The sequence below is a fragment of the Paenibacillus sp. JNU01 genome, assembly GCF_059130585.1.
In genome coordinates this window covers 2,923,857-2,941,115 of record NZ_CP169723.1, presented here as the reverse complement: position 1 = coordinate 2,941,115, position 17,259 = coordinate 2,923,857, and the positions used below count along the sequence as shown (strand labels likewise).

The following is a 17,259-nucleotide window of genomic DNA, read 5'->3' as shown; positions in this document are numbered from 1 at the left end:
GGCAAGGCGAAGGGGAGATTTAACCCATGGAACTGGTATTTGAGAATATCCCCTTCTTTCTGAAGGGGGCTTACTATACGTTATACGTAACGGTGATCTCGATGTTTTTTGCATTCATCATCGGATTACTTGTTGCTATTGCTCGTCTGAAGGGTCCGATATGGCTTAGGCTGATCGCAAGGTTTTATGTATCCATCATGCGGGGAACCCCGCTGCTGGTGCAATTATTCGTCATTTATTACGGATTGGTCGATTATGGAGTGACCCTGGGGTCCCTTACAGCTGCCTGTCTGGGACTAAGTCTGAATGCAGGGGCGTTTCTGTCGGAGACGTTCCGTGGAGCGATTCAGGCTGTACCGAAAGGACAGATGGAAGCTGCATACGCAACCGGAATGACCCCGGCTCAAGCAATGAGACGCATTATCTTCCCGCAAGCTGTGCGCATCGCCATCCCGCCGATGGGGAACACGTTTATTGGCATGTTGAAGGAAACATCACTTGTGGCTGCGATTGGTGTTACTGAGTTGCTGCGCTCGGCACAACTGCTGGTATCACAATATGCGGTGAATATGCCGTTTTATCTGGCGATCGGTGTGATCTACTGGATTATGAGTATCGGCTTCTCGGCCATTCTGGAACAAGTGGAGCGCCGGTTAGCCCGCGCTTACTGATGGGAGGAGAGAACCGATGATTACAACAACCGGACTTACCAAACGTTTTGGACAAAATGAAGTGCTCACGAACATCGATCTTCATGTCGATGCCAAAGATATTGTTGTATTGCTCGGTCCGAGTGGTTCAGGCAAAAGTACCTTGCTGCGCTGCCTGAACGGACTGGAAGAACTGTCTGGAGGACAGATTGAAGTGAACGGTGTTGTGGTTAACAGTGCTGATTCGCTGCGTGTACAGCGTGCCCGGGTATTGGAGATTCGCCGCCAGACCGGCATGGTATTCCAGCAGTTCAATCTGTATCCGCACAAGACGGTGCTGGGCAATGTCATGGAAGGTCTTGTGACGGTGAAAAAAATCAAGCGTGACGAAGCGGCCGAACGTGGCCGGATTCTTCTGGATCGCGTGGGCCTGTCGGACAAGCAGGATGCATATCCATCCCGATTGTCCGGTGGACAACAGCAGCGGGTCGCCATTGCACGTGCACTTGCGATGGAGCCTGAAGTGATGCTGTTTGATGAGCCAACTTCTGCCCTTGATCCCGAACTTGTCGGAGAGGTGCTTTCCGTCATGAAGGAGCTGGCAGAGGAAGGCATGACGATGCTGGTCGTGACGCATGAATTGAAGTTTGCCCGTAATGTGGCGAACAAAATCGTCTTTATGGCGGATGGATCGATCGTGGAAGAAGCAAGTCCACAGGCTTTTTTTGAACATCCGACGCAAGAACGCACCCGCCGGTTCTTGCAACAAATTACTGAATTTTGATGAAGATAACAGCGATCGGAAGAACGAACGTATCCTAAGCGGGTATTTAAGGTCGTGAACGATACCAGTTCAACTAAACTTTTTGCACAAGAACGGAGAGGACAGAAGAAACCTGGAGAAGCGGAGCGTGCGCCTTTATCCCCTGATTTTCTCCTTGAAGAAGGGAATCAAAAAAATCTGGGGATAACAGCGATCGGAAGGTTGTTCTGTCATCGGAGTGGAAAGTGCAAACCTTTTTCGCTTGAACTTAACCTATTTTAAGAAAGAAGGATAACATCATGAATGTAACAACCGTATGGAAAGGCAAACGCGCATTTACTTCCGAAGGACCGTCTGGCTACGCGGTTGGCATGGATGCCACTGCTGCTTATGGTGGTGACAGCAAGGGTGCAACCCCGATGGAATTGTTACTGGCAGGTCTCGGCGGCTGTATGGGAATCGATATTACGATGATTCTGGACGCATTCCTGGACAAAATTGAGTCGATTGAGATTGAAGCGCAGGGGACACGCAGCGAAGAGATGCCGAAAGGCTTCACATCCATTGATCTGATCTTCAAAGTCGATGGGGATATCCCAGATTACCGTATCTGGAAAGCCATCCAGATGGCTGAGGAAAAATATTGTGCAGTTTCCGCTTCACTGAACGCTGACATTCATCCGAAGCTGATCCTGAACGGCGTTAGCACACCTCGTCCTTAACAGCACGCGCATAAAATTTATACTGAGCAGGCACTTCCAATTGTGGGAGTGCCTTTTTTGGCTTTTTTAACCGATCCATATAGTTCGTAGATAAAGTCAGGCTGAATGTTGAACAAGGTTCCAGATGCCCATGAATTCCGTGATAGCCTCATCGATCGTTGCAAAAGGAACGCCATCGCGGGCTTGTGTAGATATGCCTTGCATAAAGGTATCAAATACGGTGGTTAGCATGGCTACATTCGTGGAAGCAGGAATTTCACCGACATCCACAGCACGCTGGATGCAATCCTGCAGGCGGTTACGAGTCAGCTTTCTTTTCTCAGCGGCAATGTCACGAATATGATTGTTTTTGGAAGAACATGTGCTAGCTGACAGCACAATTAAACAGCCAGATGGATGCGCGCTGTCTGTTTGCATTTTTGCGGTACTTCTTAGTGTTGTTTCAATCGCTTCTCTTGGTGAGAGTGTGAGATCCGAGAAGCTTTCCGTCACACGTCCAAACGTAACCATATATCGTTCTACTGCTTCTTTATACAACGCTTCTTTGGAATCAAAGGCTGCATAAAAGCTGGCTGCTGAAATATCCCCCATAGCTGCTCGAAGCTGAAGTAAGGAAGTGGCCTCGAATCCTTGCTCCCAAAAGAGCATCATCGCCTGTAATAGGGCTTCATCCCGATCGAAAATGCGTGGACGTCCCGTTCTCGCCATAAAATATTCCCTCCTTTTTCTTAATTATATACTAATCGATCCAAAAGTCATTGACAAGGTGAGGCAGTGTGAATAATATAAGGAATGATCGATCCACAATTCAATTATTTATTCCATACTACCTTAAAAGGAGCTGCACAAATGTCGGATATATCTTCTCATCGTTTTCCATGGTTGGGGCTGTTGGCCTTGGCTATGGCGGGTTTCATAGCCATTATGACCGAAACACTTCCTGCGGGTTTGCTGCCGCAAATTAAAGAAGGGCTGCAGATCTCTGAGGCAGGGGCGGGGCAGCTTGTCACCTTTTATGCTGTTGGGTCGCTGGTTGCTGCCATACCTGTGGCGGTGCTGACAAAGGGCTGGCGTCGTCGTCCGCTTTTACTTCTGTCTATTATCGGTTTTCTTGTCTTCAACACCATTACTGCCCTTTCGTCAAACTATGTGCTGACACTATTCGCTCGTTCCTTGGCCGGTGTTGCAGCCGGTGTCTCCTGGGGCCTGATTGGTGGTTATGCATTACGGATGGTACCTGAGCATCTCAAGGGAAGGGGGATGGCTGTGGCTATGATTGGCACGCCGATTGCCTTATCATTTGGTGTTCCGGCAGGTACGCTGCTGGGTTCATTAATGGGTTGGCGCTCGGTGTTCTGGCTGATGTCATTGCTGGCGTTTATACTGATTTTCTGGGTGCTTTGGAAAGTACCCGACTATCCGGGACAGTCAGCGGATAAGCGTATCTCTGTCATGCAAGTTCTGTTTACCCCCGGTGTAATTCCCATTTTAACTGTCGTTTTAGCCTGGATGTTGGCTCATAATATTTTATACACGTATATTGCTCCTTTTCTCACCGATTTCGGTTTGGAATCCAAGGTTGGACTCATTTTACTTGTATTTGGTCTGATGGCATTGGTGGGCATCTGGATTACAGGTATTTTCATTGATCGGTGGTTGCGTATGCTGGTTCTTCTGAGCCTTGCGGGTTTTGCTTTAATTTCCCTTGTATTAGGTCTTTGGAGTGAGCATGTGGTTGTCATCTTCGGTTCTGTTGCACTGTGGGGGCTGACATTTGGAGGTGCGGCTACCCTGTTGCAGACCGGACTTGCTCAAGCTACGGGCGAACAAGGTGTGGATCTCGTCATGCCGATTAATACAACCGTTTGGAATCTGGCTATTGCCCTTGGGGGAATGGCGGGAGGTGTTCTTCTGAATCAATGGGGAGCTTCGTCATTTAACTGGGCCATCTTGGCTTTAACATTGATGGCTTTGGTTGTTGCATGGCGTGCCAAAAGATATGGATTTCGCCCATCTAGGAGTCACTAAACTTCTGGCAGCAGAAATAATTCGGTAAATCTGGCCGCCATGTTAATGGCGGCTTCTTTTTTTAAAGACTATTTTTAGAGACTATGCTGGTTTGTTACCCGACAACAGATATATCCATTGTGATGACAATCCGAATTCTGGCGGTTATGTGGTATGATTAATTTAGAGGACAGAACATCCTGATCCTGCTCTTTATATGTAAGCGCTTATACAGATGACGGAAGGTGCAGACATGTTTAAAAGGCTGATACGAACCACCAATAATCTCAAATTAAAGCATAAATTGCTCATTTCCTATGTACTAGTTGTCATGATTCCGGTATTGATTGTTGGTCTTGCTGTGACCAGTTATTTTCGCCAGCAAGCCCTGGACAATGCGATAGGACAGACAATCATCAATGTGGACAAGATCAAGAGCCAGACGGCGACGATGCTGCGTGTACCAACGGATATATCCAATCTTTTAATGTTTAATGCGGATCTCAAGGAGATCGTGAATAAACGGTACAAGAGCGTTGTGGAGCTAACCTCGGCTTATCTTGCGTACAAAGACTTTCAGGAGTACAGGCGTTTGTACCGTGAGATCGCCGGCATTCGTTTTTACTCAACTAACCCAACATTGATCAACAACCTCGAATTCATCCCGGTAGACAAGCAGACGGAAGAGAGCTACTGGTACCAACAGGCATTGAAAACAACCAGCATCGGGTGGTTCTACATTCCGGACAAGGAAGATAATCCTGTACACAAGCTCAGCTTGGTACGCAAAGTACCTTTTGCCGAATATCGGACCGAGGGCGTATTGATGATTGTCATCAATCAGGATGAACTGAATGGATTGCTCCGTCAGGAACAGTTTGAGACGATGATTACGGACGAGCAGGGGTATGTGGTTGCAGCAAAGAATACCGAACTGGTAGGGAAAACGCTGGACGAGCTTGATTTTGGCGTTGATCTGCAGAATCAGGCAAAGGGAACCATTGAAGCAGATTTCCGGGGGGAGCCCTCCAACATTGTTATTGATGAGTTGGGTCCTGGATCGAGCATGAACAGTCTGAAGGTTATTTCGGTTTTTGCCACCAAAAATATCGTCAAAGACGCGAACACCGTCAGCATGATTGGCATGATTTTCATTATACTTGTGCTCGTTATCGCCCTATTGTTCGTATATATCATCTCGTTCCTCACTTCCAACCGATTGCTCCGGCTGAGTAAACACCTCAACAAGCTGGCATTAGGTGATCTGAACGTGACTTCGCGGATTGATGGAAACGATGAGATTGGACAATTGTCACGACAGTTCAACTATATGGTGAAAAGTATCAATGAACTCATGACACAGGTGGTAGAAGCGACGGAACAGAACAATCAATTGGAAATCGCCCAAAAAGAGATTAAACTGAAAATGATGGCGAGCCAGATCAATCCACATTTCTTGTTTAATGCACTGGAGTCCATTCGGATGAAAGCGCATATTAAGGGAGAAGCGGAGATTGCCAACATCGTCAGACTGCTGGGCAAGCTGATGCGCAAGAGTCTGGAGATTGGCAGTGGAAAAACAACCTTCCGGGCTGAACTTGAAATGGTACGTTCCTATTTGGAAATTCAGAAATTCCGTTACGGCGACCGTCTTGCATTCCAGATCGATATTGATCCCGAGGTGGAGAAGATGTACATTCCGCCTCTCATTATTCAACCTTTGGTTGAGAATGCGATTGTCCATGGTCTGGAGAACAAAGAGGGCACAGTCCGTGTTCATATAAGTATTCGTTTAGTAGAGAACATTGTGCAGATCCGTGTGGATGACAATGGTGCAGGCATAACGCCAGAACGACTGGCTGAGGTGATGCAGTTTATCTGTGGACCGGAGGAACAGGAGAAGAGTCGGATCGGCATGCGTAATGTACATCAACGCTTAACATTGACGTACGGGGAGCCATATGGATTGCAGATGAAGAGTGTATATGGGGAAGGAACAGAGGTTTCTTTCACCTTGCCAGCAGGAGGGGACCAACATGTATAAAGTGTTTTTGGTGGATGACGAACCGAGCATACGTGAGGGACTGACAACCATTATCGATTGGGAAAAATACGGATTCCAGGTCATCGCGACAGCTGCCAGCGGGCGTGAGGCTATCTCCCGGTTTGAGGAATTGGAGCCTGATCTGACGATTATTGATATTCGCATGCCCGGTATGACCGGGCTGGATGTGATTGAAGAAGTGCGCCGGAATCATCCGGATTCGCACTTTTTGATATTGAGCGGTTATGCCGATTTTGATTATGCCAAGAAAGCCATCAGTTTTGGTGTGGATGGTTATCTGCTCAAACCGGTGGATGAAGATGAGATCATCAGCGAACTGGAGCGGATTGCTACGATCCTGACCCGTGAACGGGAGACAATGGCACGTCAAGCTGGTGAAGATACTGTCTATCTGGAGCACCAGATTGAGGCGTTGCTCTTTGACAGTTTGGAAGGTGCGGGCAGCATGGAAGAAGATAGCCTGGGGCTGCACTGGCCTCATTATCAGATTATTCTGCTTGAGATGCATGCGGCCCCCGATCTGCAACGAGGAAGTGTTATGAAACGCAAACTGATTGAAGCGTTTGACCAGAAAGACCGGGGCATCGTATTCTCGTTCCATTCCGGTCTGGGGTTGTTAAGCAAGGAAACAATCACATCCGAGTCATCTGCAGGAATTCTTTATGATGAGCTGGAAGGACTTCTGGGAGAATGGGAGGTCCACATGTATGGTGCTGCGGGTGAACCCGTACATTTCACTTCTGAAATTGCGCGTTCATTCACGCAGGCGAATCGTACACTCGGTGAACGCTTCTTGTTCACAGAGAAGCGCATCATGCTGTGGACTGAAGGTAGCGAAGGCAAAGGCGTTGCTAAGCCAGGAGCTGAAGCTGTGGATGGAACACATGAGCCCGTTGAGGACGAACTCGGTGACAAGCTGTATTATGCGTTAGACATCCGTAGCAGTGAGTCCGTTATGCGGGTACTGGCTGAGATGGAAGAGCGCTTGGTCCCGTATCACCGAACAGAGCAAGCGATCAAAACGGCCTTCTCACAAGTGTTCTCCCTAGCGTTCAACAAGCTTGCAGCTACGAATCAACATATGCACTCCATTATGCAGGAACATTCGGTTCTGATTAATGAAGTCTATCATCAATTTACGATGTCGGATCTCAAGGTCATGGCATTGGAACATTTTAATCGCCTTATTCAACGTATGGGTGGGGGGAGCAAGGATACTGTATTGAAACAGATGATTGAATTTATCCAACGTAACCCTGGCGAAAATCTCAAGCTGGAGGTACTTGCTGAAGTGTTTAACTATAACAGCAGTTACTTGGGGAAGTTGTTCAAGAATCATACTGGAGAGTATTTCAATGCATTCCTGGACAAGGTTCGTATGGAAAAGGCCAAGGAATTGCTGGATGAAGGATTGAAGGTCCATCAGGTCGCGGCGAGAGTCGGGTATGCGAATGTGGACTACTTCCACAGTAAATTCAAGAAATATGTTGGGGAATCTCCTTCTGCTTACAAACAGGCGAGAACCCAATCTTCGTCCAAAGCATCAATGGCTGACCTAAACGAGGAATGAGTACGAAGTAATGGGCCTTGCCCCTGTTTATAAAATAAAACGTTTTCGACATCACTGACATGTTCCAGCTTCATCATATTGTCCATGCACTTCCCATGATAAGCAATGGTCACGGAGGGCACTACATCATAGACTGAGTTTACAAGAACTCAGGTGAAGGGATGGTTATACGATATGAATTTGTCTGATATAGCTAAGGCACGTCATACATTGAACTTCAATGGAACATGGCAGTTTCGATTGGATCTGGAGCCCGATGAGCATATTGCACAAAAGATACTACTGCCTTCACAGTGTGAAAATACATCATGGGAGACCATTCAGATTCCCGGTTCATGGGAAGAGCAAGGATACGGAGAAGAGCCTGAATACGAAAGGCTCGATACCTGGACCAAAATACGTGAGTATGAAGGCTCGGCCTGGTATGCTCAAGATGTTCATATTCCTTCAGATGACCCTGGCTGCCAGTATGTATTTCGACTGGAAGGGGTTCGCTGGACAACGGATCTCTGGATGAATGGGCATTATGCCGGGCAGCAGGATAGTCTGGTGAATCAACAAAAGTGGAATGTCACCTCTCTGGTGAAGCAGGGAGAAGTGAATCGGGTGGAGATGCGCGTGGATAATACGATGAAACTTCCGCTGGCTGGAAGCCATATACATTCATTGCATACAGCTACAGCCTGGGGTGGAATTACCGGTGGGGTTTATCTGGACTGTCTGCCTCCATGTCGACTAGAGACGTTACGCATTCAACCCGATGCTGAACATGGGACCATTCTGGTGGGCTGTACTGTAAGCGCTCCCGCAAGTAAAGCGGATAGAGCTGTTCAATTACATGTGGATATCCAGCATCCTGATGGCACGTGGCTTGATCGATATAGTTCTCATGTGAAGCTGGAAGCTCGACCGCCAACTGATCCAAGCTCAGTAGGTTCAACTGAGTGCCAAGCTGTAATTGATCATTGGCGATTGGAACTTGGGGCAGAGAAGTCTGTCGCCAGATGGTCGGATGAATCTCCCAAAATGTATAAAGCCGTGGTCCGTCTGTTTGATGGTGAACGGGAACTGGATCAGGTAGAGCAAACATTTGGTGTACGTTCTCTGGTTGCAGATGGTAAGCAGCTCAAATTGAATGGAACGCCTGTCTATTTACGCGGCTATGTGGATTGCTGCATCTTTCCACTCACAGGTTATCCCGTCTGGGACAAGGCACATTACATTCGCCAGTTTCGAGTCGCCAGATCGTATGGCTTCAATCATGTCCGGCTGCATGGGTGGAGCGCGCCGGAGCCTTTCTGGGATGCGGCTGATGAAGAGGGCATGCTGGTGCAGGCAGAGCTGCCCCATTGGTCTCGATTCTTTGAAAAGTCAGATCAGTCAGCGCCGGCTGAAGTGTTGACCTATCTGACACAGGAACTGGACGGGTTGCTCCTGTCATTGCACAGACATCCTTCATTTGTCATGTTTTCCATGGGGAATGAACTTATCGGTGCGAATGGCCATCCGGAACTTAATGCATGGGTCTCCAGGGCAAAAGAGATGGACCCAACCCGTTTATATACGGATAATACAGGTTTTGGACAGCTTCCAGCGCAAGGGCGGGAAGGGGATTATTATATTCAGTCGTTGAACTGGCATCCCCCGCTGGAGTCTGCATATTCTGCTGTACCAGATACAACACTGGACTATCATGCCGTTACCAGACTTGCAGAGCATCCGGTAATTGGACATGAACATGCACAATACACCATGTATGTGCGGCCTCAGGAAAGAGACAAATATACGGGCGTTCTGCGTCCCTCCTGGTTGCTACCCATTGAGGAATCGCTTACTCGCAAAGGAATGATGGCAGATCTGGAGCATTTTCAACAAGCCAGCGGTACACATCTGGTACGTTCCTTAAAAGAAGCCATGGAGCGGATCAGACGAACACCGGATGCTGCGGGCGTGCAATTGCTGGATATCCGTGATTTTCCGGGTCAGGGACATGCTACGACGGGTATTCTGGATGTATTCTGGGACGACAAAGGCATTACAACACCTGAAGAATTCATGCAGTTCAACTCCGATGTGGTCGTGTTGCTAAGCTGCAAGGAGCGTACATTTTACGCTGGAGAATCCATTGATGTGGATGTTCGCATATCTCACTATGGTAAAGTTCCACTTGAAAATGTTACCATACATTGGAAGTTGATTAGCGATGAAGTGGTACATACCGAAGGGGAATGGAGAACCGGAGATATTCAATGTGGGTCCGTCATTTCAATGGGAAGCATTGTTGCTACTGCGCCTCGTGAGGGGGCGGCAGCGTTTCGGATTGAAGCAGAGCTGCGGTCGGGTGATTCGGACATTCATGCAACCAATGTATGGCGTGGCTGGTCGTTTCCTTTGTATCAGTCCCATCCGGGTTCGAATCGGATCTGGAATACAGTTGTAGAGTTGCAGCCATTCCTAGGTGAAGCGCATAATGATCGCGTAGATCACATCGATGGATTCCGGTTGTTGAAACATGGAAAGATCGACTTGATTATCGCTCAGTCCTTAACACCCAATGTTGTTGATTATGTAGTCAACGGTGGAACTGTTTGGCTACAGCCAATCGCAGAAGGACTATATGATTCAGTGGAGACCAAATATCTGCCTGTATTCTGGAATTACCTTATGTTCGCTACACAGCCTGGTGCAACGATGGGCATGTATTTGAAAGATCAGGTACCACTGCTGGGCTCTTTCCCTCATGATGGAGCTTCCGACTGGCATTGGTATCATCTTGTAAATGGTACACCAGCGATATGTTTGGATACTTTGCCAGGAGTGGAGCCGCTGATCGAGGTGGTGGACCACTTCCATCGGGCCAAACGACTTGCTTATGCATTTGAGGCAACTATAGGGAAGGGCAAGATTCTGGTGTCCTCACTTCCTTTTACTAACCTGTCGTTAATGAAGCGTCCGGAAGCCTCCTATTTATTTCAGGAAATACTTGCGTATCTGCATGGAGATCACTTTCAACCGGAAAGCTCCATATCGGTTGCACAATTGCTCGGGATCGCCAAACTGCAGACCATTCAATTTACATTGTAGACACGGGGACCTTCAAGGGTCCCTTTTGTGTGCCTTTATGTTGAAGTAAACGATTACTATAAAACGTTTTCGAATATTACATATAAAACTTAATTTTACCTTTATATTGCTTTTAATGCATTTGAAAGTAGAATTTATCACTGATTTTAACGAAATAATGTCTGATTATATATGCCTATATCTAATTTTTATATGATTTTCTCTAAAATCCAGATGGTATTTTGAAAACGCTCTATCGAGTATGATTATTCTATAAAACAGAGGAGGGGGAACGGAGATGGAAACGCTAACAAAAAAATCCGCTTCCGCGAACAGAAGCAGTGACCCCAAACCGCCTTTAAAGAATCGGCGGAACGGAATTTGGGACAGAATGAAACAGCAGAAATATCTCTATCTCATGTCATTGCCATTCGTAGCTTGGGTTTTCGTATTTAACTATCTGCCACTATGGGGATGGACGATGGCTTTCCAAAATTATAAACCTGCCAGATCGTTTGGTGATCAAGAGTGGGTTGGTTTTAAACACTTTGTAGAGCTGTTCAGTGATGAACGTTTCTATCTGGTACTTCGGAATACGCTTGCAATGAGCTTGATGGGACTAGTTGTCGGTTTTATCGTACCGATCTTCTTCGCTATTCTCCTGAATGAAATGAGAGGTATGTTCTTCAAACGTGCCGTGCAGACAGTATCCTATCTGCCTCACTTTGTATCCTGGGTCGTTGTAGCCGGGATCATTACCAAAATGCTCTCCACCGATGGAGGGATTATCAATGACATTTTGGTAGGCCTGAACATTATTGACCAGCCGATCCAATTCATGGCCAAGGGGAACTTGTTCTGGTACATTGTAACCGCTTCAGATATGTGGAAAGAAACCGGTTGGAATGCCATCATCTATCTTGCGGCAATTACCGGTATTGACCAAGAGTTGTATGAAGCTTCCCGTGTAGATGGAGCGAACCGCTGGAGACAAATGTGGCACATCACGCTGCCTGGCATTCGGACCACGATTTCCGTACTTTTCATCATGTCGATTGGACATCTTATCAGTATCGGTTTCGAGAAGCAGTTCTTGCTCGGCAACAGTCTGGTCACAGACTACTCGGAAGTCCTTGATCTATACGCGCTCAATTATGGTTTGAATATGGGACGATTCTCATATGGTACAGCCATAGGTATATTCAACTCCGTTGTCAGTATCATCCTTCTGTTTACTGCGAACGGCTTGTTCAAAAAATTCACCAAAGAAAGCATCATGTAGGGAGGGGACGACATTATGGCGAACAAAGCATTCAATGCTACTCGGGGCGATAAACTGTTCGATATATTCAACATCCTCGCGATGACCATGGTGCTGATCGTAACACTATATCCATTCCTTAACGTACTAGCCATCTCACTCAATAACTCGACAGATACAGTACGTGGCGGGATTTACTTGTGGCCTCGCGAATTCACATTACAGAACTACAAAACGATCTTCCAATATGATGGATTGTTACAAGGTTTGCAGATCTCCATCCTGCGTACACTTGTAGGTACTGTGCTCGGATTGATCAGTTCCTCCATGATCGCTTTTACACTGAGCAGACCTGACTTTGGACTTCGTAAATTTGTTTCTACAACACTTGCACTCACGATGTATTTCTCCGGTGGTCTGATTCCGGTATACATCCTGATGCGTGACCTGAACCTGATCGGTACATTCTGGGTATATGTATTGCCAGGCATGATCAGTGCATTTAACGTCTTCATTATCCGTTCATTCATTGATGGTCTGCCGTATGCATTGCAGGAATCCGCGAAGCTGGACGGTGCGAATGACTTTACGATCTATTACAGAATCATCCTGCCACTGTGTAAACCGGTACTTGCAACCATCGCATTGTTCCTGGCTGTAGGTCAATGGAATGCATGGTTCGATACGTACCTGTATAATGGTTCGAAGGCACATCTGACCACGCTCCAATATGAGCTGATGAAAGTACTGCAAAGTACGCAGCAAGGCTCAGGTGCTGGACGGAATGCCAATGACATGGCACAACAGATGACACAGATTTCACCTGAATCAATCAAAATGGCGATTACGATCGTTGTAACGGTTCCAATCCTGATTGTATATCCGTTCCTACAGAAGTACTTTGTTGGCGGTATGACATTGGGCGCAGTAAAAGCATAAGCAAGCTTGTATAGGCTGCCACATAGAGTGGCCGTACATCTACAAATGAAGCATCAGGATACCCGAAGCGCAGCCATTTGGTCTGCGCTTCACCGTATAGGGCTGCGGTGTGGTATTCATGAAGCTATAGACAGGGACAAAAAAGTCCCGGACAAAACAGACATATGAAACAGGGAGGATTACCATTATGGCAAGTTCCAAAATGAAGATTGCACTGGCACCAGTGCTTGCAATGTCTTTACTCGCAGGTTGTGGTGGAGGAAGCGGCGGTGATACGTCGTTCAAGGATACCAGCGCAGAGACAACTCCACTTACTTTCGATTTCTTCAGTGTTGATCCCAGTCCGAACTGGAATGGCATGAAGGATGAAGTGGGTAAAGTCCTTACAGAAAAAACAGGGGTAACGCTTAACGGTGAATTTGCCGTTAGTGGTGGTCAGGATAAGATCTCCTTAATGGCGGCGAGCGGAGACTATCCGGATATCGTGTCACCCAAAGGAGAACTTAGCAAACTGGTGGATGCCGGAGCAATGCTTGATCTGACAGATCTGATCGACCAATATGCTCCCAATCTCAAGAAGCTGTATGGTAATTACATGGACCGGTTGAAATACAGTAATGAGGATCAGGCTATTTATGTGCTGCCGACGTATTATGCGGTAGACCAGAAATACTTTGATGCAGGTGGTGGATTTGGAATTCAGCACCGTGTATTGAAAGAACTCGGATATCCGGAAGTGCGTACACTTCAGGATTACGAGAATGTTTTGAAGGCGTACAAAGAGAAACACCCTACGATTGATGGTCAGCCAACCATCCCGTTAACACTGGATGCGGATGATTGGAGAATCATGATTACCGTAACGAACCCGGCTTTCCAGGCAACGGGTGCACCGGATGATGGTGAATATTACATCGATCCAGAAACGTACGAAGCAATGCTGCATTACAAACGTCCAGAGGAAAAAGAGTACTTCCGCTGGTTGAACCATATGTATAACACTGGATTGCTGGATCAGGACAGCTTCATCCAGAAAACAGACCAATACAAATCCAAAATTGCAAGTGGGCGTGTTCTTGGTGTTATTGACCAGGATTGGGGATATTCCGATGCAGAGAATGCTTTGAAATCCGCGGGCAAGTCTGAAGCGACGTATTCACACTTCCCGGTTACCCTCTCCGAGGATATCAAGGATCAAACCTTCCAAGACCCTGGTTTTGTATCCGGTTGGGGTGTAGGGATTACAACGACCAATCCGGATCCGGTTCGTACGATCAAATTCTTCGATTATCTGGCTTCTGAAGAAGGGCAAGTATTGATGAACTGGGGAATTGAAGGTAAACAGTATGAAGTGAAGGACGGCAAACGTGTCATTCCTGCCGACATTCAGGACCAAAAAACGAATAATGCAGCTGTGTTCCAGAAAGAGACGGGTATAGGACTGTACACCAATATCTCTGGGCACTATGGAGATGGTGTGAAGGATTCAACGGACAATTACTACACTACGAATTTCCCTGAACAGATCGTGGCGGCATATTCCGATGCTGAAAAAGAAACACTTAAAGCTTACGGAGCTACAACTTGGAAAGATATGTTCCCTAGTGAAGACGAGTTCCCAATCAAACCATGGGGAGCAGCATACAATCTGCCAACACCAGGGGACTCCAACTACAACGTCATCTTTAAGAAAACCCAGGATATCATCCGGAAACGTATTCCGGAAGCCATTTTGAGTACTCCTGAGCAGTTCGATGCCATCTATGATGGCATGATTACAGAAGTGAACCAAGCAGGAGCAGAGGACATGGAAAAACAATATACAGAACTCGTTCAAAACCGTGTTCAGTTGTGGAGCGGTGAAGAGGCTAAATAAACAATAAGCAAGACAGATTTAAAAAGAGAAAGAACCCGTGTTATACGGGTTCTTTTTTTATCTAAAACGTTTTCTAAAAAACGTTTTCAATTTTATAAATTCACTATTGACAAGGACTTTAAGAGGCATTATTATTCAATTATGAAAGCACTTACATTTGCTTGTACATCATGTGATATGTAGCCAGATTGCAGGGGTGAAAATTCCCTAAGGGGAAGGAAGTAAGGTAGTGTAGGGCAGTTTTTCATTTTTCAGAAAACGCTTCTAATGTTATAAGAACAAGAAAATGACATTCGTTTCATCTGGTCACGGTATGTGCAGGTCAGCCTGTTATACAAATATACAGCTTCATTATATCCATAAGGGGGATTACACATGAAGGGCAAAACACCAAAAACATTCGCAATGCTTCTGTTAGCCAGTGCTCTTGCAATTACAGCAGGATGCAGCAGCAATGGAGGAGGAAGTAACGCTTCAGAAAAGCCGGTTGATTCCGGAGACACAACCAGTCCAGTAACCTTTACATTCTTTGGTGCAGATGCAAGTCCGAACTGGAACAACATGAAGGATGCTGTCGGTCAAGAGATTACCAAGGCAACGGGAGTTACAATTGAGGCTGAGTATGATGTGAATAATGGTGGAGATCAAAAGATTCCTTTGATGGCTGCGAGTGGTGATTACCCTGATATTATCTATCCTAAAGGCAACTTGTCGAAGCTTGTGGATGCAGGCGCGATGCTGGACCTGACCGATCTGATTGAGGAGCATGCTCCCAATTTGAAAAAAATCTATGGTGATCAGATGAACCGTCTGAAATATAGCTTGGAAGATCAAGCGATCTATACGATTCCGACCAATATGGGTGTAGATAACGTTGCATTTGACGCTACGGGCGGATTCGAGATTCAACAAAGAGTATTAAAAGAGCTTGGCTACCCTGAAGTGAAAACGCTTGAGGATTATGAAAACGTACTGAGAACGTATTATGAAAAACATCCAACGATTGATGGTCAACCGACTATTCCGTTGACATTAAACGCAGATGACTGGAAGATCATGATCACGGTAACGAACCCTGCATTCCAAGCTACGGGTGGACCGGATGATGGTGAGTATTATATCAATCCTGAGACCTATGAAGCCGTTCTCCACTACAAACGTCCTGAGGAAAAGGAATATTTCCGTTGGTTGAACAAAATGTACAATGAAGGTCTGCTGGACAAAGACACATTTGTTCAAAAAGATGACCAATATAAATCCAAAATTGCCAGTGGCCGCGTACTTGGTCTGATCGACCAGGAATGGAACTATGGTGAGGCGGAAAATGCTTTGAAATCGTCCAACGGTGGCGATAAAACATATGCTCACTTCTCCGTGTCCCTGAACAAGGACATTGTGGACCATACATTCCAGCCGACAGGTTTTGATGGTTACGGCATTGGAATTACAACTTCGGCCAAAGATCCAGTGCGCATTATCAAATTCATGGATTGGCTTGCATCTGATGAAGGTCAAGTCCTGAGAAACTGGGGCGTTGAAGGGAAGCACTACCAAGTAGAGAATGGCAAACGCGTTATCCCGGCGGAAGTACAAGATCGCAAAACCAATGATAACTCTGCCTTCACGAAAGAGTCTGGCGTGGGTATGTACAATATATTCAGTGCGAGATACGGAGATGGCGTGAAAGATGCTACGGATAACTATTACACAACCAACTTCCCTGAGCAGATTCAGGCTGGATACACTGCAGCAGAGAAAGAGACATTGAAAGCTTATGGTATTACAACTTGGAAAGATTTCTACCCTTCCGAAGATGATCTGAAATTGAAAGATTGGGGCGCAGCATATAACATGCCTGTACCTTCTGACACGGATTACAACGTAACGTTCCAAAAAACACAGGATATCGTACGCAAACGTATTCCAGAGGCGATTCTTGCCAAACCTGAAAACTTCGACAGCGTATACGATGGTCTCTTGGCTGAACTTGATAAAGCAGGTGCAGTGGAGATGGAAAAACAATATACGGTATGGATTAAAAATCGGGTATCCCTCTGGACTGGTAAAGACGTGAAATAAGGTTGAAAACCAAGCATTAAAGTGAAGGATTTTCATAGCGAAAAAAGCCCTTGAGAAAGGGCTTTTTTTATTGTTGACGTAAGCGGATGGATAGCCTATAATCTATCATGTAAGCACTTTCAGTAAGCGTTTTATAGTATGTTTCGAAAACGTTTTATGTCTGTTATAAGAACAATGTTGTAAAATAGTTGCTGCTGACAATTATCTTTGAAAATCAGGCTTTTACAGCATAAGTCGTAAGCGCATTCAAAAAAGTGGTATCCT

The 17,259-nt window shown here is 46.2% G+C and carries 12 protein-coding genes; 11 read left to right on the top strand and 1 reads right to left on the bottom strand.

Going from position 1 to position 17,259, the window contains the following annotated elements; genetic code table 11:
- Positions 1-26: 26 nt before the first annotated feature.
- From NLBNIHML_RS12835 to NLBNIHML_RS12825, 3 genes are all read left to right on the top strand, one after another.
- On the top strand, positions 27-671 hold the full coding sequence (locus NLBNIHML_RS12835) for an amino acid ABC transporter permease (RefSeq protein ID WP_494354491.1): 645 nt from the start codon (positions 27-29) through the stop codon (positions 669-671).
- A 16-nt stretch (positions 672-687) separates the two neighbouring features.
- Positions 688-1,434 (top strand): amino acid ABC transporter ATP-binding protein, encoded by a 747-nt coding sequence (locus tag NLBNIHML_RS12830; protein WP_339257462.1) that lies wholly within the window; start codon positions 688-690, stop codon positions 1,432-1,434.
- A gap of 278 nt (positions 1,435-1,712) precedes the next feature.
- The gene (locus NLBNIHML_RS12825; RefSeq protein WP_017692209.1) at positions 1,713-2,135 is read left to right on the top strand and encodes an OsmC family protein; all 423 of its coding nucleotides are present in this window, start codon (positions 1,713-1,715) and stop codon (positions 2,133-2,135) included.
- A 96-nt stretch (positions 2,136-2,231) separates the two neighbouring features.
- On the opposite strand, the gene NLBNIHML_RS12820 is transcribed toward NLBNIHML_RS12825, so the two are convergent.
- On the bottom strand, positions 2,232-2,843 hold the full coding sequence (locus NLBNIHML_RS12820) for a TetR/AcrR family transcriptional regulator (RefSeq protein WP_339257460.1): 612 nt from the start codon (positions 2,841-2,843) through the stop codon (positions 2,232-2,234).
- A 141-nt stretch (positions 2,844-2,984) separates the two neighbouring features.
- Between NLBNIHML_RS12820 and NLBNIHML_RS12815 the strand changes: the two genes are divergently transcribed.
- From NLBNIHML_RS12815 to NLBNIHML_RS12780, 8 genes are all read left to right on the top strand, one after another.
- Positions 2,985-4,163, top strand: coding sequence for an MFS transporter (locus NLBNIHML_RS12815; protein WP_494354490.1), 1,179 nt, complete (start codon positions 2,985-2,987; stop codon positions 4,161-4,163).
- A 232-nt stretch (positions 4,164-4,395) separates the two neighbouring features.
- Complete coding sequence (locus tag NLBNIHML_RS12810) at positions 4,396-6,186, top strand: sensor histidine kinase (RefSeq protein ID WP_339257457.1); 1,791 nt, start codon at positions 4,396-4,398, stop codon at positions 6,184-6,186.
- Positions 6,179-7,777, top strand: a complete 1,599-nt coding sequence (locus NLBNIHML_RS12805; protein ID WP_342571083.1) for a response regulator — start codon at positions 6,179-6,181, stop codon at positions 7,775-7,777. Before NLBNIHML_RS12810 ends, NLBNIHML_RS12805 begins: the two co-directional genes overlap by 8 nt.
- A gap of 174 nt (positions 7,778-7,951) precedes the next feature.
- Entirely contained in the window at positions 7,952-10,861 is a 2,910-nt protein-coding gene (locus NLBNIHML_RS12800) for a glycoside hydrolase family 2 protein (protein ID WP_494354489.1), read from the top strand.
- Between the two features lie 277 nt (positions 10,862-11,138).
- Positions 11,139-12,122 (top strand): ABC transporter permease, encoded by a 984-nt coding sequence (locus tag NLBNIHML_RS12795; RefSeq protein ID WP_339257451.1) that lies wholly within the window; start codon positions 11,139-11,141, stop codon positions 12,120-12,122.
- Between the two features lie 15 nt (positions 12,123-12,137).
- Positions 12,138-13,040 carry a carbohydrate ABC transporter permease gene (locus NLBNIHML_RS12790; RefSeq protein ID WP_278298248.1) on the top strand — a complete coding sequence of 301 codons (903 nt, stop codon included), beginning with the start codon at positions 12,138-12,140 and terminating at the stop codon, positions 13,038-13,040.
- Positions 13,041-13,227: 187 nt separating this feature from the next.
- Complete coding sequence (locus NLBNIHML_RS12785) at positions 13,228-14,916, top strand: ABC transporter substrate-binding protein (protein WP_339237809.1); 1,689 nt, start codon at positions 13,228-13,230, stop codon at positions 14,914-14,916.
- Between the two features lie 375 nt (positions 14,917-15,291).
- Positions 15,292-16,995, top strand: coding sequence for an ABC transporter substrate-binding protein (locus NLBNIHML_RS12780; RefSeq protein WP_339237807.1), 1,704 nt, complete (start codon positions 15,292-15,294; stop codon positions 16,993-16,995).
- Positions 16,996-17,259: the final 264 nt, after the last annotated feature.

Coding starts and splice junctions, on each gene's coding strand:
- NLBNIHML_RS12835 (WP_494354491.1), top strand. CDS start 27: ATGGAACTGGTATTTGAGAATATCCCCTTCTTTCTGAAGGGGGCTTAC.
- NLBNIHML_RS12830 (WP_339257462.1), top strand. CDS start 688: ATGATTACAACAACCGGACTTACCAAACGTTTTGGACAAAATGAAGTG.
- NLBNIHML_RS12825 (WP_017692209.1), top strand. CDS start 1,713: ATGAATGTAACAACCGTATGGAAAGGCAAACGCGCATTTACTTCCGAA.
- NLBNIHML_RS12820 (WP_339257460.1), bottom strand. CDS start 2,843: ATGGCGAGAACGGGACGTCCACGCATTTTCGATCGGGATGAAGCCCTA.
- NLBNIHML_RS12815 (WP_494354490.1), top strand. CDS start 2,985: ATGTCGGATATATCTTCTCATCGTTTTCCATGGTTGGGGCTGTTGGCC.
- NLBNIHML_RS12810 (WP_339257457.1), top strand. CDS start 4,396: ATGTTTAAAAGGCTGATACGAACCACCAATAATCTCAAATTAAAGCAT.
- NLBNIHML_RS12805 (WP_342571083.1), top strand. CDS start 6,179: ATGTATAAAGTGTTTTTGGTGGATGACGAACCGAGCATACGTGAGGGA.
- NLBNIHML_RS12800 (WP_494354489.1), top strand. CDS start 7,952: ATGAATTTGTCTGATATAGCTAAGGCACGTCATACATTGAACTTCAAT.
- NLBNIHML_RS12795 (WP_339257451.1), top strand. CDS start 11,139: ATGGAAACGCTAACAAAAAAATCCGCTTCCGCGAACAGAAGCAGTGAC.
- NLBNIHML_RS12790 (WP_278298248.1), top strand. CDS start 12,138: ATGGCGAACAAAGCATTCAATGCTACTCGGGGCGATAAACTGTTCGAT.
- NLBNIHML_RS12785 (WP_339237809.1), top strand. CDS start 13,228: ATGGCAAGTTCCAAAATGAAGATTGCACTGGCACCAGTGCTTGCAATG.
- NLBNIHML_RS12780 (WP_339237807.1), top strand. CDS start 15,292: ATGAAGGGCAAAACACCAAAAACATTCGCAATGCTTCTGTTAGCCAGT.